General features: G+C 64.0%; 20 protein-coding genes. 9 read left to right on the top strand and 11 right to left on the bottom strand.

Annotated features, from left to right (window positions below; translation table 11 throughout):
• Positions 1-23 precede the first annotated feature (23 nt).
• The 5 genes from hpf to mtrA form a co-directional block, all read right to left on the bottom strand.
• A complete protein-coding gene (gene hpf / locus AC1MBU_RS12695) occupies positions 24-749 on the bottom strand; it encodes a ribosome hibernation-promoting factor, HPF/YfiA family (protein WP_277358346.1) in 726 nt (241 codons plus the stop codon).
• 110 nt (positions 750-859) lie between these two features.
• Positions 860-1771, bottom strand: a complete 912-nt coding sequence (locus tag AC1MBU_RS12700; protein ID WP_471671907.1) for a ComF family protein — start codon at positions 1769-1771, stop codon at positions 860-862.
• Positions 1772-1884: 113 nt separating this feature from the next.
• The gene (locus AC1MBU_RS12705) at positions 1885-3582 is read right to left on the bottom strand and encodes an LpqB family beta-propeller domain-containing protein (RefSeq protein ID WP_479787367.1); all 1698 of its coding nucleotides are present in this window, start codon (positions 3580-3582) and stop codon (positions 1885-1887) included.
• Positions 3579-5219 (bottom strand): MtrAB system histidine kinase MtrB, encoded by a 1641-nt coding sequence (gene mtrB / locus AC1MBU_RS12710; RefSeq protein WP_471671909.1) that lies wholly within the window; start codon positions 5217-5219, stop codon positions 3579-3581. The genes AC1MBU_RS12705 and mtrB overlap by 4 nt, the downstream gene beginning before the upstream one ends.
• 79 nt (positions 5220-5298) lie before the next feature.
• Positions 5299-5976, bottom strand: a complete 678-nt coding sequence (gene mtrA, locus AC1MBU_RS12715; RefSeq protein ID WP_056549723.1) for an MtrAB system response regulator MtrA — start codon at positions 5974-5976, stop codon at positions 5299-5301.
• Positions 5977-6284: 308 nt separating this feature from the next.
• Here mtrA and AC1MBU_RS12720 point away from each other — a divergent pair, with 308 nt between their 5' ends.
• The 6 genes from AC1MBU_RS12720 (at position 6285) to AC1MBU_RS12745 (ending at position 12592) form a co-directional block, all read left to right on the top strand.
• Positions 6285-7511: a DUF7847 domain-containing protein gene (locus AC1MBU_RS12720; protein WP_277358342.1), complete on the top strand. Its 1227-nt coding sequence runs from the start codon at positions 6285-6287 to the stop codon at positions 7509-7511.
• A gap of 5 nt (positions 7512-7516) precedes the next feature.
• Complete coding sequence (locus AC1MBU_RS12725; RefSeq protein ID WP_479787370.1) at positions 7517-8194, top strand: DUF4129 domain-containing protein; 678 nt, start codon at positions 7517-7519, stop codon at positions 8192-8194.
• A complete protein-coding gene (locus AC1MBU_RS12730; RefSeq protein WP_479787371.1) occupies positions 8191-9426 on the top strand; it encodes a DUF4350 domain-containing protein in 1236 nt (411 codons plus the stop codon). Before AC1MBU_RS12725 ends, AC1MBU_RS12730 begins: the two co-directional genes overlap by 4 nt.
• Positions 9423-10475 carry an AAA family ATPase gene (locus AC1MBU_RS12735; protein WP_277358339.1) on the top strand — a complete coding sequence of 351 codons (1053 nt, stop codon included), beginning with the start codon at positions 9423-9425 and terminating at the stop codon, positions 10473-10475. The genes AC1MBU_RS12730 and AC1MBU_RS12735 overlap by 4 nt, the downstream gene beginning before the upstream one ends.
• Positions 10476-10488: 13 nt before the next feature.
• Complete coding sequence (locus AC1MBU_RS12740; protein WP_479787372.1) at positions 10489-11781, top strand: DUF58 domain-containing protein; 1293 nt, start codon at positions 10489-10491, stop codon at positions 11779-11781.
• 139 nt (positions 11782-11920) lie between these two features.
• Entirely contained in the window at positions 11921-12592 is a 672-nt protein-coding gene (locus tag AC1MBU_RS12745; protein ID WP_346027084.1) for a DUF4166 domain-containing protein, read from the top strand.
• A gap of 39 nt (positions 12593-12631) precedes the next feature.
• On the opposite strand, the gene AC1MBU_RS12750 is transcribed toward AC1MBU_RS12745, so the two are convergent.
• The 4 genes from AC1MBU_RS12750 to AC1MBU_RS12765 are packed head-to-tail and all read right to left on the bottom strand — an operon-like array spanning position 12632 to position 16478.
• The gene (locus AC1MBU_RS12750) at positions 12632-13699 is read right to left on the bottom strand and encodes a uroporphyrinogen decarboxylase/cobalamine-independent methonine synthase family protein (RefSeq protein WP_479787373.1); all 1068 of its coding nucleotides are present in this window, start codon (positions 13697-13699) and stop codon (positions 12632-12634) included.
• Positions 13692-14054, bottom strand: a complete 363-nt coding sequence (locus AC1MBU_RS12755; protein WP_056549711.1) for a chorismate mutase — start codon at positions 14052-14054, stop codon at positions 13692-13694. Before AC1MBU_RS12755 ends, AC1MBU_RS12750 begins: the two co-directional genes overlap by 8 nt.
• 60 nt (positions 14055-14114) lie before the next feature.
• Entirely contained in the window at positions 14115-15254 is a 1140-nt protein-coding gene (gene mnmA, locus AC1MBU_RS12760) for a tRNA 2-thiouridine(34) synthase MnmA (RefSeq protein WP_277358334.1), read from the bottom strand.
• A gap of 15 nt (positions 15255-15269) precedes the next feature.
• Positions 15270-16478: a cysteine desulfurase family protein gene (locus AC1MBU_RS12765; protein ID WP_277358333.1), complete on the bottom strand. Its 1209-nt coding sequence runs from the start codon at positions 16476-16478 to the stop codon at positions 15270-15272.
• 149 nt (positions 16479-16627) lie between these two features.
• Between AC1MBU_RS12765 and folP the strand changes: the two genes are divergently transcribed.
• Together folP and AC1MBU_RS12775 are read left to right on the top strand one after the other, a co-directional pair.
• Positions 16628-17560: a dihydropteroate synthase gene (gene folP, locus AC1MBU_RS12770; protein WP_318533018.1), complete on the top strand. Its 933-nt coding sequence runs from the start codon at positions 16628-16630 to the stop codon at positions 17558-17560.
• Positions 17557-18303, top strand: a complete 747-nt coding sequence (locus tag AC1MBU_RS12775; protein WP_479787375.1) for a pyrimidine reductase family protein — start codon at positions 17557-17559, stop codon at positions 18301-18303. Before folP ends, AC1MBU_RS12775 begins: the two co-directional genes overlap by 4 nt.
• Here the strand turns inward: AC1MBU_RS12775 and AC1MBU_RS12780 are convergent.
• A complete protein-coding gene (locus tag AC1MBU_RS12780; RefSeq protein WP_479787376.1) occupies positions 18300-18998 on the bottom strand; it encodes a hypothetical protein in 699 nt (232 codons plus the stop codon). The genes AC1MBU_RS12775 and AC1MBU_RS12780 overlap by 4 nt on opposite strands.
• Positions 18999-19133: 135 nt before the next feature.
• Entirely contained in the window at positions 19134-19721 is a 588-nt protein-coding gene (locus AC1MBU_RS12785) for a pentapeptide repeat-containing protein (RefSeq protein ID WP_479787378.1), read from the bottom strand.
• Between the two features lie 107 nt (positions 19722-19828).
• Between AC1MBU_RS12785 and AC1MBU_RS12790 the strand changes: the two genes are divergently transcribed.
• Positions 19829-20755 (top strand): J domain-containing protein, encoded by a 927-nt coding sequence (locus AC1MBU_RS12790; RefSeq protein ID WP_479787379.1) that lies wholly within the window; start codon positions 19829-19831, stop codon positions 20753-20755.
• The last annotated feature ends 6 nt before the right edge of the window (positions 20756-20761 follow it).

Consider the following 20761-nt stretch of genomic DNA (forward strand, 5'->3'; position numbering starts at 1 on the left):
GATCATAGATTCCCGCTCAGACGCTAAGCGGTTGCCGACTCACGTGAACGGTAAGCGACAAGTTCCTCATGCGGGTCTTCCGGCCCGTCCGCGCATTTCGAATCGAGAGTGATCACTCCGTAGGTCCACCCCTGACGACGATAGACGACCGAAGGCGCCCCTGTCTGTGAGTCAACGAAAAGATAGAAAGCGTGCCCGACAAGTTCCATATTGTCGACGGCATCATCAAGGCTCATCGGAACTCCCGAGAAGACCTTGCGGCGAATCAGTACCGGCGAATCGCCAGCGGGGATGTCGCTTTCAACCTCGTACCCGGTCTGATCAGCTGCTTGAGCTGGATCGCTGCCCGTGTGGTTGGAAGAAGCCGCGTAGATCGGTTGTTCCGTGCTGGCGGGTTCAAGGGTGGCAGTCGCTTCCCGGACTGCGACGGGTGTGTGCCTTCCATGGTGCACCTTGCGCCGGTCCCTGGCCCTGCGCAGTCTCTCCAGCAGCTTGCTGTACGCCAGATCGAAGGCTGCGAACTTGTCCGCTGCCGACGCCTCGGCCCTGATCACAGGACCCTTTTGCATCACGGTGAGCTCCACGGTGAGTGCGCTGTCTGCCTGGCGCGCGTTCGGCTCCTTCGTTACCTTCGCGTCCAGCCTCTGGACCTTGTCCCCCAGTTGTTCGATTTTGTCGATCTTCTCTTCCGCATATTCCCGGAACCGGTCAGAAACAGCGAGGTTTCGTCCGTTGATCATGAATTCCATAGTGCCCTCCAAAATCGCTCAGGTGACACAACAGCGGCCGAGGATCCGCTCCTTCCAGCCGCTGTCGATGGGTAACTGTCTTCGTTGTGATACCCATACTTCACGGTAGTTCACCCGTTGTTTGAATTCACCCCTACCCACCGGTTTTTTTCGGCGGGTTCGCTGGGAGGTACCTTCGAGACCGCTGGGAGGACCGCCGTCGTCGTTGCATCCTTCCCGCTCGGGGCCGGCGTGGCCGCGATAACGACGGCGCCTGCCACCACCGCGCCGGAGGCGCGCAGCACGCGCACGGTTTCGGCGATGGTGGCTCCTGTTGTCAGAACATCGTCCACAACGATGCAGGGCCGGGCGATTCCGACGTTCCGCGTTGCGGGCGCAGCTTCCATACTGCCGAGGAGGTTTTGTCGCCGGCCCCGTTTGCCGAGGGCCTTCTGTGACAGGCCGCCTGAGATCCGCGTCCACAGTAGTGCCGGTCGAATACTGATGCGTACCGCGGGAGCGATGGTGGTTCCTGCCGGCAACTCGCGGCGCCTGGAGAGTGCATCAAGCAGCAGGGTCAGCGGATCATAACCGCGACGCCGGATCGACGCTGCGCGCGCTGGAACCGGGACCAGCAGCACTTCCGGCGAATCAGGGCAAAGCGTCCATCTGGCCTCGTGCAGCGCTCCGGCGAGGGCGGCCTGCAGCCACCGGGCAATGTCGGTGTGACCGTGATTCTTGAAAGCGAGCAGGACTGCGGACACCGCTTTGGCGTACGGCCCGGCCGCAATGACCGGAAGCGGCGAGAAGCTGTCAGCTCCGCCCGCTGCAACCGCCGTCTGCGCGCCTTCGGATTCGGGCAGGCCCTCCGCGCCCTGGTCAGCCCGAAAAGGCCGCACGGTTGCGCGTCGCAGAAACGCCGCGCAATCGGGACAGAGAGAGCTGTCAGGGCGCTCGCAGACCACGCACTCTGTCGGAAAGATCAGGGACCAGAACTCCCGCAACGCACCCACAACCCTGTTCCAACCGGGATGCAGTCTCATTCGGTCAAGGCTGCGCGCAATATCTTCTCGCCACATTGCTACACCGTGCCATGGACCAGGCGGTTAGGTTGCTTTATTAGACGGGCCTGTGGATAACGCAACGAAAAGGGCGATCAGCCTGCGAACGACGGGTCCCGCGCTACGACGCCCTGGTCTGTCCAGGCATTACCGACGACGCCGAAGATACTGGTGCCGCTTTGAGCGAACACGTTGGTGCTTCCTGTGCCCGCGCTCAGGTGTTCAAGCCCTTCGAGCGGAGAGTATTCATCGATGCTGGCTGCAAAAGGAATCAAGGTGGCGGTCACCGCCCCCTCGTTGGCGGTATCAGCGACGACGACGGAAGTTTCCGTTACCCATTTCGCTGTGTCTATGGCTCCGGTGGGGTTGAGGGAGATGGGATCGCTCAACGCCTGGGGCACTCCGTCCTCACTCCTGCTCACCCCAGACAACAGCAATTGACTCTTACCCGATTGCTGCGCCACAATGAGCGCCCTCGCGCCGTCGCGCGAGATGCGGATCTCGCTGATCGTGCGGTTACCCAGCCAAGCGGTGAGAACCTCGATGGCGTTGCCGGCGCTTCCGCCCGGCGGAACGGCGCGGACATAGGACCGCCCTCCCGCGGTGCCGGCCGTCCAGATCCAGTTGGCAGGATCATAGCTGGGGTGGGTGAGGTTTGACCCGGTAACGACCGTCCGGACATTCTGCTCGAGGCCGGTCGCCATGAGTTCCGTCCGGTCACCGTTGAGAAAGGCGAAATTCCTCGTGTCATAGGACATGGCGGGATCAACCGGGTCGAACTCCGAGACGGAGGGGACGCCGTCCTCCGTCGTGAGCTGACCGCCCTGGAAGAAGGCAAGCTCGTTATCGCTGATCACTATCTGTTGGCTCGGCACAGCCGGGTCCTGCTTGGGAAGAACCAGGTCTGGATCAATATCGATGTCGATGGGTTGCCCTGCCCTGAGTTCCACCGAATTGACTGTATTAAGGCCGGTGAGGGTGACCCTCAACTGCTGTTCCATCTGTTGACGCCGCAGATTGTCGGCAGCCGTCAGGATGTCCTGGGTGAAGTCGATGGTTGCGGTGCCGGATTCAATCGGTACCGATTCCACAGCCAGTGCTGCGTTTTCGGGGAATGCGCTGGTCACTGCGCCTTGCAGATACGGCGCCGGTCCGTCGATGAGCGACTGCACGATGTTGGTCGCAATACCCTGGCGGTTCACGAACCACCGGACATCGGGAACCCAATACTGATAACTACTGCTGTAGAAGTACAGCTCATGCGGTTGCAGGAACGCCTCGGCGTCCGCGGCGGAAATCATGATCCCGCTCGGTATCTCCGCGACGCGCCACTGACCCTGAACCTGTTCCAATTGGACGGTGATCGATTCCGTGGTTCCCGCTGCCACATTGCGACGGATACCCGATCCATCGATATAGGCGGCTACCTCGAGCTGAAGCTGCAGTTCACCTTCGGTCGGCGTAGAACTGATCTTGAAGTCCGACCGGTAAATGGTAATTTCCTCTTCGGGCTCCCATGTCTCTGCCAGGGCGGGAGTGAGAAAAGACCGCGCCACACTGTAGTTGTCGGAGACGCCGATGCCGGCAAAAAGAAAACCGTCGAGTATCTCAGCCGCGCTTGCACCCTCTCGGGGCGGTGGCGGATCGTTGACAAAGCGAGGACCCAACTCATCCTCGGCCGTAGCCTCGATTGTGCCGATCGGCCCTGCTTTGGGGATGGACGAACACGCACTGAGCAGCGAGATGAGCAGGATCAGTATGCTGACTCGCTGCAAGCGGGGCCACGCGTTCATAGCTCGCTCCCGCCCGCGCCATGAAGGGTAGGAACGGCGTCCGGTGTCGTCGGAGATGCCGCCGGACCTGGTGGGAGCGCAGCCTGCCGCGGGGGTAGCGGCAATGGCGAAACCTTCAGCACCGAGTCCCGCCGCTTGGGCAGGGTAAGACGGAAGCAGGAGCCCTCCCCCGGAGATCCCCAGGCCTGAAGCCAGGCGCCGTGCAGCCGCGCATCCTCAGTTGCGATCGACAGCCCCAGACCGCTTCCGCCTGTAGTGCGGGCCCGTGCGGGGTCCGCACGCCAGAAGCGGTCGAACACCCGCGCAGCGTCGAGCGGAGTCATGCCGATTCCGTGGTCCCTTACTGCCACTGCCACGGCATCCGGGTTCGATGCTATGTAGATATTGATGGGCTTCCCTTCGCCATGCTCGAGGGCGTTGACAACGAGGTTGCGCAAGATGCGGTCGATGCGTCGAGGGTCCGCGTCTACGACGCACTTCGTTTCATTCGAGATCACAGTGATCTCAGACTTATGGCTCTCGGCGAGCGGGCGTGCTCCATCAATGACGTGGTGGACGAGCTGGAAGATATCAGTGGCCTCAGCGTCCAGCACAGCCACCCCCGCGTCGAAGCGTGAAACTTCAAGGAGGTCTGCGAGCAGCGATTGGAAGCGTTCCACCTGGTTGTACAGGATTTCGGCCGAGCGCCGGTTGACCGGATCAAAGTCCTCCCGCGCCTCGTGGAGGACCTCGGCGGCCATGCGAACGGTGGTCAAGGGAGTCCGTAGCTCATGCGATACGTCCGATACAAACCGCTGCTGCATCTGGGAGAGCTGGGCCAGCTGGGTGATCTGGTCCTGCAGGCTGGCTGCCATGTGATTGAAGGAGGCTCCAAGCCGGGCTACCTCATCCTCGCCCTGGGTCTCCATGCGCTCCTCCAGCTGACCCGCTGCCAGCTTCTCAGACACCAGCGCAGCGTGGCTGACCGGCCCGACCACGCTTCTGGTGACGAGCCAGACGATCGCGCCGATGGTTACCAGCAAGAGGGTTCCACCGATCCACGTGACCCCGTGGATGTAATCAAGGGTGGCCTGCATGGAGGAGAGGTCGTAAATCAGATACAGCGAGTATTCCGTCTGATCCGGAGGAAGAGTGACCTTGGTTCCGAAAGCGATACCCGGCACGTCGAACTCGGTGCCCGAGGCGGACGTCGCGAGGGTGATCGGCGACCAGTATTGGGCGTCACCGTTCTGGACGGCTTCCGCGAGCTCTTCAGGGATAGCGGAGGACTCCACAAGATTCGAACTTGCGAACGGCGAAACGAAGATAGGGCCTTCCTGATTGGGAACGCTCTTGAGCGAATACTGCCGGGGAGCGTCAGCGCCACCGCCCTCCAGGCTGGGGAGCGTGTCGCGGACGAGCTGCGCGGTCGACTCACGGTCAGTGACCGAGGTCTGTGCGAAAATCTGCTTGACCTCGCTCAGGCCGGCGCTTGCCTCAGCCTTGAACTGCTCCAACCTCTCCTGGTAGAGGCCGTTCGCAATCTGGCTGGAGAGGAACGCTCCAACGGCCACCAGCGCGACGGCGGTGAGCACCAGGGTGGAGGTCACGGTCCTGAACAGCAGTGACTGCCGCCAGCGCCTTGCGGTTTGCGCCATGATGGACTGAATCCATCCCCATCCCCGCGCGGCACCACTTGACGCCGAGCTGAGGGATTGGGCTACACGCCATTCCAAATTACGCTTGTCCCGCCTTATATCCGACGCCGCGAACGGTCAGTACGATTTCCGGGGCCTCAGGATCCCTTTCGATCTTGGATCGAAGCCGCTGTACATGGACATTAACGAGCCGGGTGTCCGCTGCGTGCCGGTATCCCCACACTTGCTCCAGCAGGAGCTCCCGCGTGAAGACCTGCCAGGGTTTGCGCGCCAGTGCAACGAGTAGATCGAATTCAAGCGGCGTCAGGGAGATCGGCTCCCCCGCCCTGGTGACCGAGTGTCCTGCAACATCGATACTGACCTCGCCGATGCGCAGTGTTTCGGGTGCTTTCTGATCTCCGGGCCGCAGGCGGGCGCGGACCCGTGCAACCAGCTCGGCCGGTTTGAAGGGCTTCGGTACGTAATCGTCCGCGCCGGACTCCAGTCCGCGAACGACGTCGGACGTGTCCGATTTGGCGGTGAGCATGACAATGGGAAGGTCTGATTCGTTGCGGATCTGCCTACAAACTTCGATCCCGTCGATCCCCGGAAGCATGAGGTCCAGAAGGACGAGATCAGGCTTGGTACTCCTGAAGACATCAACCGCCTGCGCACCATCGGCGCAAAACACCGGATCGAAGCCATCGTTCCGCAGAACAATGCCGATCATCTCAGCCAGTGCTTCGTCGTCGTCTATGACCAAAATGCGTGCCTTCATAATCCCATATTGTCCCATTGCCCCCACCAATGTCGCATTGGCGCGCATCCCGCACCCGCGGCTTGCCCGCCTTTGTCATCCTAGAGGACGATTTGCGGGCAAATTCGCGAAAAGTACGAGGGAAAGCCGGTCCGATGCAGAACAATAGAACCCGGCCGCCTGCACAGCATCGGTTCGACGCCGGAAACGTCAGTTCCGATAACTATAGTTCTCGGTGTAGGGGCAATCAGAGGCTGCGCATAAGAGGTCGCGTGTAAACGGCTCCTGTACGGGCGCAGTGACCAACAGACCGGTGTAAGGGGATAGGGATGAGCGGAAACGTTCCGGAAGACCAACCTGAGGACCGCCCATGGCAGTCCCCTTCCGGACCAGCACCGTGGGGTCAGAACCAGCAACCGACGTGGGGGCAGAACCAGGCTTGGCCCTCGGAGCAGGCAGCGCCACACGGGAACCCCGGATGGCCCGTTCCCCCGCCCGGCCAGTTCCACGGGTATCAGGTTCCGCCGAAACCCGGAATCATTCCGCTTCGTCCGCTCGGTTTGGGCGAGATCCTGGACGGCGCCTTCCAGGCTTGCCGCCGCAACCCGCTCTCCACCTTCGGAACGGCCATCCTGTTTCAGGTAATCGTCGCTGTCCTTACTGTTCTGCTCACGATCGGACTCACCGGGTCCCTCGCTACCTTCGACCCCATCTCCGCCTCGTCGGCGGAGGTCACCGGGCTTGTAGCGTCAGCTCTCTCCGTCGGTTCCGTCCTCATTCTGCTGACTTCGGTGGGCGTTCTCATTCTCCAGGGCGTGCTGATCATTCCGATCGCCCGCGCCGTCCTCGATGAGCGCACTGGATTCGCCGAGCTGTGGAAGCTCGCCGGGCGCAGAATCCTCCCGCTCATAGGGCTCGGGGCAATGCTCTTCCTTCTCTGGACCGTCTCCGTTGGCGTACTCGTGGTGATTCTTGTTGGCCTGTCACTGGCCCTTGAGGACGCGGCAATAGCAATTGTCGTGGTCGGTGTACTGGCCGCCGTTGCCGTTGCCGTCTGGCTCAATATCAAGTGGATCATGGCCCCCGCGGCGCTTATGCTCGAGGGCGTCGGGCCCATCGCGGCGCTTCGCCGGTCATGGACCCTCACCACCGGGAACTGGTGGCGGACCTTCGGCATCCTGGTACTGACATCGATCATCGTCTCGATCATCACGCAGGTCGTTGCGGCGCCCGTCTCATTCCTGGCTTTCGGCTTTGGATCATTCACGTCGGCGCCCGCCTCAACCGAAGCAGCGTTGCTCGAATCACTGCCCGTGCTCCTGATCGTTCAGGCCGTGACAGCGGTTTTCACGGCCATTGGCTTCGCATTCCAGGCCGGCGTCACCGCTCTGCTCTATGTCGACCTTCGAATCCGGCGCGAGGGATTCGATATCGTCCTCCTGCGGGAGAATGAGGCGCGCGCGCAGGGTACGTACTCCCCCATTCCCGGTCAGTCACCCCGGGAAGGGTTCGGACACCCCGGGCCGCAGAGCCCGCACGACCGGCCAGAGGTCTAGGCTGCATGCCGGCCGAACAAGCGGGAGCGCTGATCCCTTTCGTCGTGCCCGAACAGCTGGACGCCGAAGAGGCCCGACAACTGCTGCGGGAGGAACTGGCGAAGGGCATCTACCAGGAGGCCGAGCCATCGATCCTCGAACGCGCTTGGACGGCTTTCCTCACCTGGCTCGGCGAAGTCCTGAGCCAGATCAGGAGCGTCGATGCCGGACTGGGGACCATCCTGCTGGCAGTGGGCGCCGTCGTCGTCATCATCGCGGCCGTACTGCTGGTGAAACCGCGCCTCAACGCACGGAAGCGCGTTGACGCAACAGTCTTCCAGGAACAATCCCGGCTTGCTGCCCAGGCGCATCGGGACTATGCAGATTCTGCCGCCCGGGCAGGGAACTGGGATGAGGCTCTCACTGAGCGTTTCCGGGCCATCACCCGGGCCGCGGAGGAACGCGTGATCCTCGATGAGCAGGCAGGGCGCACGGCCGTTGAGGTTGCCCGACTGCTGCAGGACCTTTTCGCCACGCAGGCAGAGGACCTCGATTGGCTCGCTCTGCGCTTCAACGAAGTTCACTACGGTGCCCGGCCCGCAGACCGGACGGACTACGAGAGGGCAGTGGACCTCGATCAGGAACTGCAGCGGACCCAGCCCCGCCGCGAGGCCAACGCCAAGCAGTGGACGGCACCGGTATGAGCGCCACAACGGAGACGAGACATCCACCGGGCGGGGCCAACAAAGAGAGAACCAGCGCCGAAATAGTGGGCGACGGGCAGAGCGTGGGTTCAACCTTCTTCGGAACGCTCAAACAGGCTCGCGGTTGGTTGATCCTGGGCGCCCTCCTCCTGGTCACTGTTCTCATTGGAGCCATCGCTGCCGGGTTCGGGGAGCAGAATCCGCTGTCTCCCGAAAACGCCGCACCGGGTGGGGCCCGGGCCGCCGCGGAAGTACTGGAGCGCGGCGGCGTCGAGGTCATCCGTGCGGAGTCGCTTGAAGACGCCATTGACGCACTGCGGGGATCCGATGACACTCTGCTGTTACACGATCCCCAATCCTGGCTCACCTCGGAGCAATTGGAGTCACTCGGCGGCACTCTCGCTGACCGGACCGTGCTGATCGAGCCAGGCCTCACCATTCTGACCGAGCTGGCCGACGGCGTACGGTCCGCTGGAGTTATTCCGGCTGACATCACAGACCCGCTGCCGGCGAACTGCTCCAACGCGGCTGCGACGGCAGCCGGCTCAGTGAGCCCCGGAGGCTTTTCCTACCGCGGCGCGGTCACCTGTTTCCCGCTTCCCGGAGAAGGAGACGGCAACACCGCCGGAACTTTTGTGACCACTGCCGACGGAGAAATCGGCGTCCTGGGTAACGGCGGGATCATCAGCAACGGCCGCATTGACGAACACGGCAACGCCGCACTCACGCTGAGGGTACTCGGCAGCACGAAGACGCTCGTCTGGTACCAACCCACGCAGGATGACCTGGCGGTCACCGCCGGACCGGCTGATCCGCTGGCCCTGCTGCCCGACTTCGTCAACCCGCTGATGCTCTGGCTGCTGATCACCGCCCTGCTCGCTATTTTCTGGAGGGGGCGCCGTCTGGGCCCCCTCGTCACCGAGCCGCTTCCCGTCGTCGTCCGGTCGGCTGAAACCGCCGCAGGCAGGGCACGCCTCTATCAGGATGCAGGAGCGGTGCAACACGCCGCCGAAACGTTGCGCGCCGCGACGTTGGCACGACTCGCGGCGGCGCTGCGCATACCGCCCGCTTACCCGCGGACAACCGTTGTGGCGGCCGCCGCCTCTAAAACTGGCAGGGATCCCGCGGAACTTGACTCCCTGCTTAACTCTCAGCTGCCGCACTCCGATGCACAACTGGTGCAGTGGAGCCAGGAACTGGACAAACTCGAACAGGAGATTCGTCGTTCATGAATCAGCAATACCCGCACCAACCGGCACTGCCCGTCGATCACCAGGAGCAGGATTCAGCGTCCCGCCGCACTGCCACTGGCGGGCAGGGTACGGCCACGGCGGATCCTTCGCGCCACGCGCTTGTCGCTGTGCGTGAGGAGGTTGCGAAGGCGGTGGTCGGTCAGGATGCTGCGGTAACCGGGATGCTGATCGCACTGCTCGCGAAGGGGCATGTCCTCCTTGAAGGGGTGCCCGGAGTCGCCAAGACGCTGTTGGTACGCAGCGTCTCAGCCGCGCTCAGCCTTGACACGAAGAGGGTCCAGTTCACGCCCGACCTCATGCCCGGCGACGTGACGGGCTCGCTCATCTTCGAATCCAGAACGGCCGAGTTCACTTTTCGCGAGGGTCCTGTCTTCACCAACATCCTCCTTGCCGATGAAATCAACCGCACGCCACCCAAAACACAGGCTTCCCTGCTGGAGGCCATGGAGGAGCGGCAGGTGTCTGTGGATGGCGTAACCCGCCCCCTGCCGGAACCGTTCATCGTCGCCGCCACGCAGAACCCTGTTGAGTATGAGGGAACCTATCCGCTGCCCGAAGCGCAGCTCGATCGCTTTCTTCTCAAGCTGACCCTCCCACTGCCCGAGCGGGACGATGAAATTGAGGTGATCCGGCGGCACAGTGCAGGGTTTGACCCACGGGATCTGGCAGCCGCCGGCGTGAGGGCAGTTGCAGGAGAAGCGGACCTCGCCGCCGCCAGGCACGCTGTACAGCGGGTTGGTGTTGCTCCTGAGGTGCTGAGCTACATCGTCGACGTGGTGCGCGCAACGCGCTCCGCGCCGTCGTTCCAGCTCGGTGTCTCTCCACGCGGCGCCACTGCGCTGTTGAACACTTCCCGTGCCTGGGCCTGGCTTTCCGGCCGCGACTTCGTCACACCGGATGACGTCAAGGCGCTGGCGCTCCCCGCCCTGCGGCACAGGGTCGCGCTGCGCCCCGAAGCGCAGATGGACGGGGTCAGCGTGGACAGCGTTCTGGCCAATATCCTCAGCACCGTGCCCGTGCCGAGGTAGATGTGGGGTCAGCATGAGCATCACTGCTCGCCTCGTTGTCCTGGCGCTTCTCGGAGTTATCCCCGTGCTTCTCTATCCAGGCGCCGTATCGATCGCGCTGTGGGTTGCGCTCCTAGTCCTCGGCTGCGCTGTGGACCTCGCTTTCGCTGCTTCCCCGCGGGCTATCGGCGTTCAGCGAAAGCTGCCGGGCTCCGTCCGCCTGAGCGAGGAGACAGTCAGTACCCTCACTGTGCGTAACCATGCCACGCGGACTTTCCGGGGATGGATACGGGAGGGCTGGCAACCGTCCGCTGGAGCCCGGAATCCGGTCCACCGTCTGAGTGTTCCTGCGGGCGAAGGTCGCAATCTTTCCGTCCAGCTGGCTCCGCGTCGCCGGGGTGACCTGTCGGTACACCACGTGACCATTCGCAGTGCAGGTCCGCTTGGACTCGCCGCCCGGCAGGTCACCATCCAGGCGCCGGGCACCCTGCGGGTGCTGCCGCCCTTCCATTCCAAGCGCCTCCTGCCGTCGAAGCTGAGGCGCCTGCGTGAACTTGATGGCCGCGCCGCAGTTCAAATACGTGGGGCAGGGACCGAGTTCGATTCTCTCCGGGACTATGTCCGCGGAGATGACGTCCGATCAATCGATTGGCGAGCGTCCGCACGACGGCGCGACACCGTAGTGCGGACCTGGAGACCGGAACGGGACCGAAGAGTAGTTCTTGTGCTGGACACTTCACGCACCTCAGCGGCCCGGATCGAGGATGAGCCCCGCCTGGACACCGGGATCGAGGCATCCCTCCTCCTCGCAGTGCTGGCACAGCGCGGCGGCGACCGCGTCGATTTCATCGCCTTTGACCGGCGCCCGCGTGCCCGCGTGCAGTCCGGAGCGAAAGGGAATCTGCTCGAGTCCCTGGTCACGGCGATGGCTCCGCTCGAGTCTGAGCTGATCGAAGCCGATTTTTCGCAGATTCCTGCGCAGGTTCGTTCGATTTCGGCGCACCGCAGCCTGGTGGTGCTCCTCACAGCGCTCGATGCCGGCGCCGTCGAGGAAGGCCTCCTTCCGATGTTGCCAGCACTGACCTCCCAGCATGTGGTGGTGATTGCCTCAGTCCGGGACCCGCATCTCGACGAGTTGCGTTCCCAGCGCGGCACTGCAGCGGAAACATACCGCGCCGCAGCCGCTGAACGCGCGCTGCTGGACCGCGCTGCCATCAAGGAACGGCTCCGCCAGCTCGGGGCGGAAGTTGTGGACGAATCCCCGCACGAACTCCCGTCAAAACTCGCGGACCTCTATATCCGGCTGAAGGCGGCCGGACGCCTGTGACCATCGATCCGGCGGGAGGAGTCTTCGACTGCTCCGACGCCGCTCGCCGCCAGGTAAGGAACGCCCGCGCGGGCCTGCCCGCCCGTGCTCGATCCACGGCCAGTATCACGCCGGACTGGCCCATACAAAGGAGATGACTATGACGTCCTCGATCTATCAGCAAGCCCTCGGCGCCGGGTTCAGCCGACTGCAACCCGAGCTTCAGGAGTACTTCAGCCTCCATGAAGACTCGAGAGTGTACGGAACCGGACACGGTACGTTCGACGTGGCAGGAAGCCCTGCCCCACTCGTCCGACCGTTTTTCGCACTGGCAGCAAAAGAGAACTCGTTCTTCCCGGAGTACGAGAACAACGTGGACTTCACTGTGCGGAACTGGGCCCATCGGGATCCGTTCGGTAGGCCTTCACTGACCGCCCGCCGAGATCTTTCCTTCAGTAAGGTGTCTCGGGTATTCGAGGACACCACCTCGTGGGCCGATGGCCGGCTGGTCGATTACCTCGGAGCCCATCGGCGTATGGCCACCGCCCTCACCTGCGAGGTCACGGGCAGCGGCCGCATGCGGATGGTTTCCTCAGCCACCCGCCTGTTCGCCGGGCTCAGGCTTCCGCTGCCCGACGCCGTCGGCGCCCAGGCGTACATGGAGCAGTGGTGGGATAACGACGAGCACCGGTTCCGCATCAAGACCAACGTGCTGCACCGGCAACTCGGGCCGGTTCTCGTGTACGCGGGATGGTTCACCTATGAGCTCACCGAATACGACGGCGGCCTGCCGCCTGACGTGGCGCCGGCTCGCTGGGAACGGCGGACGTAAACGCGCTGCGCACGGCGGAAGCACAGCGAAAAAAGCGTCTCAGGCGTCGGCGATCGCCTGGTTCAGCGCGTCAGCACTCTGATTCAGGTGCGCCAGTACCTTGCGGGCATGAGCCGGTCCCTCTTCTGCCAATGCACCCGCGGGCGTCAGGCGGGTCGAGGCCAGTGATCCCAGGGCCAGCCCGAGTCCGCGCCAGGGACGCAGAAGGGCATCTGCAGTGTCCTGCACCCGCGCAGGTTTGCCGCGGGGAACCCGGACTCCCGCCCACAGCGTTCGGCCGGCTTCGATCAGTTCCGCCAGCGCCTCCCATTCGCTGTGTGACAGTCCGTCGAGGGGAACGGCGATACCTACACCGGGCACGCGCTCAAGCAGTGAAACCTGCCCTCCCGTCCTGAAGGAGAGCACGACGGCGGCAGCACCGGCTTTGCGTGCTCCTTCCGCCAGGAGGTTCCAGGCTTCGACTGCTTCGTGCTCCGGAACGGCGCGCAGCGTACGGTAGCCGCTGGCGGTCGGTATGGTGCCGACGAGGACTCCGTCGATCTGCGGTTCATCCAGTTGCAGTGTGAGCTGGGCGCCCGGGCTCGAAATGGCAGCGCGCCGCAGAAGCGATGCGACTCCGTCAATGAGCGCATCCCGGATGTCGCGCCGGGCTCCGTGGTCGAGCAGGGCACGTTCGCCATGATGGAGGTGAAGGTTTGCAGCAAGTGACAAAGGCCCGTGACAGTGAACTTTGAGCGAGCTCGCGGGACGCTCCTCAGCCCCCACCAGATCGGCAAGAACGTCAAGATCCGTGGACAGCGCGGATACCGCCCGCCGCAGGTCCTTTCCCGGGCGGTCGACCAGCCTCCAGCCATGCGGCTGGAGGTCCACGGGGAGGTCGGCGAGCAGCGCTGCGGTCCGGCCGATCTCGTCACTACCGACCCCGCGGTCCGGTAGGGAGGGAAGGAACGGCAGATTGGGGCTGCCGAGCTCGCCCCGGATTATCCGTTGTGCTTCCACCGGGTCCTGGCCGGGCCAGGATCCGAGCGCCGTGAATGTCACGGCGCTGGTTTCAGGCGCCGCTGCTTCACGTGCCCCTGCTTCAGGCGCCCCTGCGGGATTATTCATCGCGGAGCGAGTGGTTCTGGGAAATATCCTGGTGGTGGCGGATAACCTCGGAGATGATGAAGTTCAGGAACTTCTCCGCAAACGCCGGATCGAGATGGGCTTCCTCCGCCAGTGCGCGCAGCCGGGAGATCTGGGCTGCCTCGCGAGCTGGATCCGCCGGCGGGAGCTTGTGCTCGGCCTTCAGGTGACCCACACGCTGCGTTGCCTTGAACCGTTCAGCCAGCAAATACACAAGTGTGGCGTCGATGTTGTCGATGCTGCCCCGAACTGAGAGCAGTTCCTCCATAACGGCGGGATTCACCTCGCCGGCGAGTGAGCTCGCGGAAGGGTCGAAGCGCCGGGTCTTCTCAGTCATGGTTCCAGTTAAGCAGACCGCGCAGACGCCGAGCGCATTATGTCTGCGCAGTGCCCGTTCTCAGCGCGCCGCAGCAAGGTCAGGGCGCTCGAGCGAACGGGCCGAATCCAGCGTCGCCTGCCCCAACACGCGGGTTCCCTGATAGATGACGACCGTCTGCCCGGGCGCGACACCGCGCATCGGTTCAGTGAGCCGAACCACGAGACTCTGGCGGCCGTCGTCGTCGTACTCCACCTGCGCACGCGCGTCGACGGGATCACCGTGTGCACGTACCTGGGCCATGCAGTCGAATTCCTCACCGCTTTCGACGGCGGGGATCGGCAGCCCTGCCCACGACACCTTGATACCGCGCAGCTGGTCGACGGCGAGCATGCGCTCGGGCCCGACCACCACTGTGTTTTCCTTCGGACGGATCTCCAAAACAAACCGGGGCTTGCCATCGGGAGCCGGCCGTCCGAGCTTGAGACCCTTCCGCTGGCCGACCGTAAATGCGTTGGCGCCGGGGTGGGTTCCGATGGTTTCGCCCTCCACGTCCACGATGTTGCCTTCGCTGAGCTCAATCCGCTCCTCCAGCCAGCCGCGGGTGTCGCCGTCGGGAATGAAGCAGATGTCGTGACTGTCCGGCTTGTTGGCGACGGACAGACCGCGACGCTCAGCCTCTGCCCGGACTTCAGCCTTTGACGGCGTTTCAGCGAGCGGGAACATGGAATGCTTCAGCTGTTCGTGCGTGAGCACGCCCAGCACATACGACTGGTCCTTGGCCCAGTCGGCGGCCCGGTGCAGTTCGCGGCTGCCGTCGGCGTTCTCGGTGACCTTCGCGTAGTGGCCGGTGCACACCGCATCGAAGCCGAGGGCCAGCGCCTTCTCAAGCAGAGCCGCGAACTTGATCCGCTCGTTGCACCGCATGCAGGGATTCGGTGTACGCCCGGCGGCGTACTCGGCGATGAAGTCGTCCACGACGTCTTCCTTGAACCGCTCGGAAAAGTCCCACACGTAGTACGGGATGCCCAAAATGTCGCAGGCACGCCAGGCATCGCGGCTGTCCTCGATGGTGCAGCATCCGCGGCTGCCGGTGCGCAGGGTCCCGGGCATGCGTGAGAGAGCAAGGTGGACGCCCACCACATCGTGTCCCGCCTCCACCGCGCGGGCGGCCGCAACGGCCGAATCGACGCCGCCGCTCATCGCTGCGAGTACCTTCATTGTTGTGCGCTCTCCCTAACTGAAGCCTGTTCCTGCGGTCTGAATTGATGATGCGTGCCCTGACATGCCTGCCTTGCGTGCGCGTTGGTACGCTTCCGGCAGCGCGGCCACCAAGGCGTCAACGTCTTCCGGCGTTGATGTATGCCCGAGGCTGAAACGCTGTGCACCGCGGGCCTCGGTTTCGCTCAATCCCATGGCCAGCAGCACGTGTGAGGGCCGCGGGACTCCGGCGGTGCACGCCGATCCGGTGGAGGATTCCACTCCGGCCACGTCCAGCAGGAAGAGCAGCGAGTCACCCTCGCACCCTGGAAAGGTGAAATGGGCGTTGCCCGGCAACCGTTCACGTGCCGGCCCCCGGAGGATGGCCTCAGGCACAACCCGCTCGACGCCGGCAATCAGCCGGTCACGCAGTTCCGCCAGCCGTACGGATTCCCCGGGAAGGTGCGTGACGGCGTCGTCGGCTGCTGCTGCGAACGCCGCGATCCCGGCGGTATCCAGGGTGCCGGAGCGGATGTCCCGCTCCTGTCCGCCGCCGTGCTGGACGGGAGTGAGCTTCACCGACCGGCCGACGAACAACGCTCCCACACCTACCGGACCGCCGATTTTGTGCCCGCTGACGGCCATGGTGGCCAGCCCAGATTCGGCGAAGGAAACCGGCACCGAGCCGAACGCCTGAACCGCGTCCGAGTGGACCGGAATGCCGTGAGCTGCCGCGGCTGCTGTAATTTTGGCGATTGGCTGCAGCGCACCCACCTCGTTGTTCGCCCACATGACAGTGACCAGCGCAATGTCCTCCGCGCCGCCGTCGAGCTCCTGCTGGAGCGCGTCCAACCGGACGATTCCTTCCGCTGTCACCGGAAGCCAGGTGACCCGGGCGCCCTCGTGCCGTTCGAGCCATTCGACGGTGTCCTGGACAGCAGGGTGCTCGACGGCGCTGCAAAGGATCCGGGTCCGCTGCGGTTCTGCGTCACGACGGGCCCAGAAAAGTCCCTTGACAGCAAGGTTGTCGGCCTCTGTACCGCCGGAAGTGAAAATGACCTCGGACGGGTGCGCTCCGGCTGCCCGGGCCAGCGTCTCGCGCGCATCCTCGACAACCCTGCGGGCACGCCGACCGGAGCCGTGCAGCGATGAAGGGTTGCCGCTACGGCTGAGTTCGGTAGTGAGTGCGGCGAGCGCGGGCGCCGAGAGGGGCGTGGTCGCCGCGTGATCGAGGTACACGGGCACCCGTCAATTCTACCGTCGGGCGCCATCAAAGCCGAACGGGCGCCGTTGAGTTGGCAGGACACGCCCCGAATAACCGCGCATAGAGGGTTTGTCCTGCCGAAACAACGGCTAGGCACTGGACTGTCAGGAACGACTGATAGAAATGAGCTGTGGAACAGACCCCCGTACATCCCGGCTCACCGCAGTTCGTTCCCCACCTGCTGCATGCCAGGCACACGTTCGGGCAGCGCGTCCTGGACTTCGACCGCCAGATCGCGCTCATGGCGATCATCAACCGCACTCCTGATTCCTTTTACGACGGCGGACGCACCTTCGCACTGCAGGCGGCAGTCGATGCTTCCCTGCAGGCAGTGTCCGACGGCGCCGACTGGGTGGATATCGGCGGCGCACCCTTTGCCCCCGGTCCGGCTATCCCGGCTGCTGAGGAAGCCGACAGGATTATTCCGGTGATTCAGGCAGTTCGAGACGCGTCCGACGTCGTCATCTCTGCCGATACCTTCCTTCCGGAAGTGGCGGAGCAAGCCATTAAGGCGGGCGCGAACGTCGTCAACGACACCACCGGCCTGCGTAACCGGGACCTCGCCGCGGTGGTTGCCGAGACCGGCGCGCACGTGATCATCACCCACAGCCTCGCCGAGCCGCGCACCGTACTTGGGCGGCCTGCCTACACGGATGTGGTGACGGAGGTGGCGGATTTCCTGGTTCGGCAGGTAGAGCTCGCTGTCATGCTTGGCATCAGCGAAGACCGCATTCTGGTGGACCCCGGCCACGACCTGAACAAGAACACCCTGCATTCACTCGATATCACGCGCCGGTTCGCCGAAATCGCTGGGCTCGGATACCCCACCCTCGCTGCAGTGTCGAACAAGGATTTCATCGGGGAGACGCTGAACCTGCCCAAGCCGGAACGAGTCGAAGGATCCATTGCCGCCGCCGTCATGTGCGCCGTTGGCGGAGCCCGAATCCTTCGGATGCACAACGTAACTGCGGCCCGTTCCGCCATCAATGTGGTGGAAGCAGCGATGGGCTGGCGTCAACCGGCCTATCTCCGGCACAACATGGGAGATGTCAACCAGCCTTGATCAATCAACTTCTGCCGCACAGCGCAGCCGACCGATCCGACGACGACCTGCTCGAGCTGTACGGTTACCCTGCTGAGCGCCCCTGGGTGCGGTTCAACTTCATCACCAGCCTCGACGGTTCAGCGACGCATCAGGGCGTTTCCGCACCACTGGGCAATGACGGCGACCGACGCCTGTTCGGTCTCCTCCGGCGGGTCAGCGATGTGATCCTGGTGGGTGCGGGGACCGTGCGCGCCGAGGGTTACGCAGGGCCTTTGGTCAGCGAGGAGGACAGCCGGTGGCGTACTGAGCAGGGACTGCCCGCCCATCCTGCTCTGGCGATCATTTCGGGAACGCTGGGGATCGAGCCGGACAGCGATCTGTTCAGGCTCTCTCCGGTCCGCCCCATCCTGGTCACGACCGCGGCCGCGGAGAAGGAGCGCGTGCGTTCCCTGTCGGAGGTTGCCGACGTCGTGAGTGCGGGTGCTGAGAGCGTTAGTGCGCGCACGTGCGTTTCACTGCTGAACGACCGAGGGTTGGGCCGCATTCTCTGCGAAGGCGGGCCGAGTATCTTCGGCGGTTTCCTTGCTGAGGATGCGGTTGACGAACTGTGCCTCTCACTCAGCCCGCTGCTGGCCGGTGGCCAGGGCACGCATATCGCCGCCGGCGTTGGCAGCCCCGAGCTCCGTCAGTTGGCATTGGCGTCATTGCTGGAGTCCGACTCTGCCCTGTACGGGCGCTGGATGCGCGCCGACAATCGCTAACGCGGTGGAATCACCGAGATGCCGCTGCGTACTTCTTCGACGGCTGCAGCCAGTTGCTTGTCGGACGGACACGAAACGGTAAAGGCCAACCCAGTCCCCGTTGCCCCGAAGAGGCGCAGCGATACGATACTCGCGGGATCGTCGCCGGCTGCGCCCTGCTCATAGGTCAGGAACTCGATCGATGCCGTCGATTCCGCGGGCGACGCTCCCCATAACCAGTTCGTGGTCACGAGGTACTCCGGCAGGATGCTCGGGTCCAGGAACCGGAACAGCGCTTCGGTGGAGGCTTGGTCATCACCAGCGACCACCAGAGGGCCCTGTGGCGGTGTGGATCGCAATGACGCGGTGCACCCCGCGTCGCTGATGTACACAGACTCGCCGCTGACCAATGATTTCTCCTGCGCCCACCCCGGAACTCTCGACAACCCGTCCGAGAAGGCGACCGTGTCAGCTTCTTCAATGTAGCCGCCACGGTCAAACGTCATGTCATTACCGACGATGTCGGCGCGCGTCAGCGGCGGCAACTCCGAGGAACTCCCGGAGACGGCGTCCGAGGGCGCAGGCGCCGTCGTCGTGGGGCTGGTTGACCCGCTTTCGGCCGGCCTGACGGGCACCTCGATCCGGCATCCGGCGAGCAGCGGCGCAAGGAAGAACAGAACGGCATATCTCAGAAGCGGCCGATCCCTCCATGCCATCGAAGCTCCCCCTTCCCGCACGACCCCTGATCCTCCTGGATTTCAAAAAACCCTTGACAACACCGGCACCTACTCTAGCGAGCACATCTCACGCCGGCTCCCGGAAGGCCAATGGACTGAGCGCAACCATGAGATTCAACGGATGACCGCGCCGTGTGCCTCTGCAACGGCGAGCGCCTGGGAGACGTCGACGACGGCGCCGCGGACATTGAAGTTCTCCGCATCAATCCCCTCGAGGGTGCTCCCGCGGAGGTCAGTGCCTTTCAGACGGGCGCCGCCCCAGGAGATGCTGGTGAGGCGGCAATCTCGGAACTCAGCGTCCCGGAGGTCCGTTCGGGTGAAGTCGGCCTCCGTGAAGTTCACGTCGGAGAAGACGCTGCGCTGCAGGTCGGCCCCCGCTAACGAGACGAACGACCAGTTGCCTCCAACCACCCGAATCGGCTTGAGGGAAGACCCAGTGAAGACGCTGCCCGTGAACTTGCAGCTTTCGAAGGTGGCATCGAAAAAGTTGCAGTGTTCGAACCGGCAATTGTCGAACGCGCTGTTGACATGGGTCGACACGTTGAACCTCACATTGCGGAAAACGCAACCGCTGAAGACGGAACCCTCGCTGCGCATTTCGGTGAAATCGCAGTCCGTGAAGCGCTGACCGCTGTGATCTTCGCGCTCGCTTCCGGTTGCGTACCAGTCCAACCCGCTGTGTACCTCGTTATTGCCCGCCATGCACCTGATGCTATCCGGCCATTTGCCGGAGGGAACGACACCGTTTACAGTCAAGCGCGGAACCTGCGAACACCGTTCCTGATCCTTCTTCGCCACGAAAGGCCACTATGGCAGCCCCCGACCGCACGTACTACGCCGTGCTCGGGGTGAGCAGAAGTGCCACTGCGAAACAGATCAAGGACGGCTACCGCAAAGCGGCCCGGACGGCTCATCCTGACCAGGGGGGAAACGCTGAGCTGTTCCACGAAGTGGCCGTGGCCTACGAGCTGCTTTCCGATCCGGAGCGACGCCGCCGCTACGACCGCACCCTCGGCGTCGAGGATCCGTTGCCCGGAGCGCGGCCGGCGGCCAGGCCGAAGCGGCAGCGAGCACAGGCACCCTCCGAAGCACATGCACAAGCCGCGCGCTACGAGCCCGCTTACGACGCCGGAACGCACCGTCCGCCGTTACCGCTCGCCTTGGCGCAACAACAGGTTCACGGTACGGCCCGCCAGCCCGGTGCCCTTGGCCGGCTTCGGCCGGGCACCACCGCCCGCTATGACGGTGAGCGGGCGACGGCCCGCCTCCTGGAGGCCGGCCTCCTTCCCGGTTTTCCCGGCGTCCGGCTTGTCAACGGGCTTTCGTTCGGAGGGGGTGCCGAGGTCGGACATGCGCTGCTGGCGGGCTACCGCATCGCCATAGTTGATTCCCTGTTGGCGCCGCCGGGGAATTACTCGTGGGACGGACACCGCCTGCGGCATCGCGGCCGCCATGCCGGTGATGTGCGGCTCACCGACACGGTGCGCAAGGTTCAGGATCTGTTCCCGGAGTGCAATGTCCGGGGATGGCTGGCTCTGCACGGCAAGCAGGACAACCCGTTCGAACCAATTGTGGACTACCCGCCCTCGCTGGATCGTTCGGCTCTCGTCTCCGTCCACGTTGCCAACGCCGGAACACTGCTTCGGGAGGTTCGGCGCTTCCTGTCCGAGGGCCCCCAACCCAATACAGTCCAGGTGCCGGTGCTCGCACGCTTGCTCGCCGCTGCCGGGCGCTAGGATTGC

The sequence above is a fragment of the Arthrobacter sp. PTI12 genome (genome assembly GCF_056679915.1).

What these genes read in the sequence shown, in the direction of transcription:
- AC1MBU_RS12725 (WP_479787370.1), top strand. Translation starts at nt 7,517, where the DNA reads ATGCCGGCCGAACAAGCGGGAGCGCTGATCCCTTTCGTCGTGCCCGAA.
- mtrB (WP_471671909.1), bottom strand. Translation starts at nt 5,219, where the DNA reads ATGGCGCAAACCGCAAGGCGCTGGCGGCAGTCACTGCTGTTCAGGACC.
- AC1MBU_RS12720 (WP_277358342.1), top strand. Translation starts at nt 6,285, where the DNA reads ATGAGCGGAAACGTTCCGGAAGACCAACCTGAGGACCGCCCATGGCAG.
- AC1MBU_RS12705 (WP_479787367.1), bottom strand. Translation starts at nt 3,582, where the DNA reads ATGAACGCGTGGCCCCGCTTGCAGCGAGTCAGCATACTGATCCTGCTC.
- AC1MBU_RS12785 (WP_479787378.1), bottom strand. Translation starts at nt 19,721, where the DNA reads ATGGCGGGCAATAACGAGGTACACAGCGGGTTGGACTGGTACGCAACC.
- AC1MBU_RS12780 (WP_479787376.1), bottom strand. Translation starts at nt 18,998, where the DNA reads ATGGCATGGAGGGATCGGCCGCTTCTGAGATATGCCGTTCTGTTCTTC.
- AC1MBU_RS12735 (WP_277358339.1), top strand. Translation starts at nt 9,423, where the DNA reads ATGAATCAGCAATACCCGCACCAACCGGCACTGCCCGTCGATCACCAG.
- mnmA (WP_277358334.1), bottom strand. Translation starts at nt 15,254, where the DNA reads ATGAAGGTACTCGCAGCGATGAGCGGCGGCGTCGATTCGGCCGTTGCG.
- AC1MBU_RS12700 (WP_471671907.1), bottom strand. Translation starts at nt 1,771, where the DNA reads ATGAGACTGCATCCCGGTTGGAACAGGGTTGTGGGTGCGTTGCGGGAG.
- AC1MBU_RS12745 (WP_346027084.1), top strand. Translation starts at nt 11,921, where the DNA reads ATGACGTCCTCGATCTATCAGCAAGCCCTCGGCGCCGGGTTCAGCCGA.
- AC1MBU_RS12740 (WP_479787372.1), top strand. Translation starts at nt 10,489, where the DNA reads ATGAGCATCACTGCTCGCCTCGTTGTCCTGGCGCTTCTCGGAGTTATC.
- AC1MBU_RS12755 (WP_056549711.1), bottom strand. Translation starts at nt 14,054, where the DNA reads ATGACTGAGAAGACCCGGCGCTTCGACCCTTCCGCGAGCTCACTCGCC.
- AC1MBU_RS12730 (WP_479787371.1), top strand. Translation starts at nt 8,191, where the DNA reads ATGAGCGCCACAACGGAGACGAGACATCCACCGGGCGGGGCCAACAAA.
- AC1MBU_RS12790 (WP_479787379.1), top strand. Translation starts at nt 19,829, where the DNA reads ATGGCAGCCCCCGACCGCACGTACTACGCCGTGCTCGGGGTGAGCAGA.
- mtrA (WP_056549723.1), bottom strand. Translation starts at nt 5,976, where the DNA reads ATGAAGGCACGCATTTTGGTCATAGACGACGACGAAGCACTGGCTGAG.
- AC1MBU_RS12750 (WP_479787373.1), bottom strand. Translation starts at nt 13,699, where the DNA reads ATGAATAATCCCGCAGGGGCGCCTGAAGCAGGGGCACGTGAAGCAGCG.
- hpf (WP_277358346.1), bottom strand. Translation starts at nt 749, where the DNA reads ATGGAATTCATGATCAACGGACGAAACCTCGCTGTTTCTGACCGGTTC.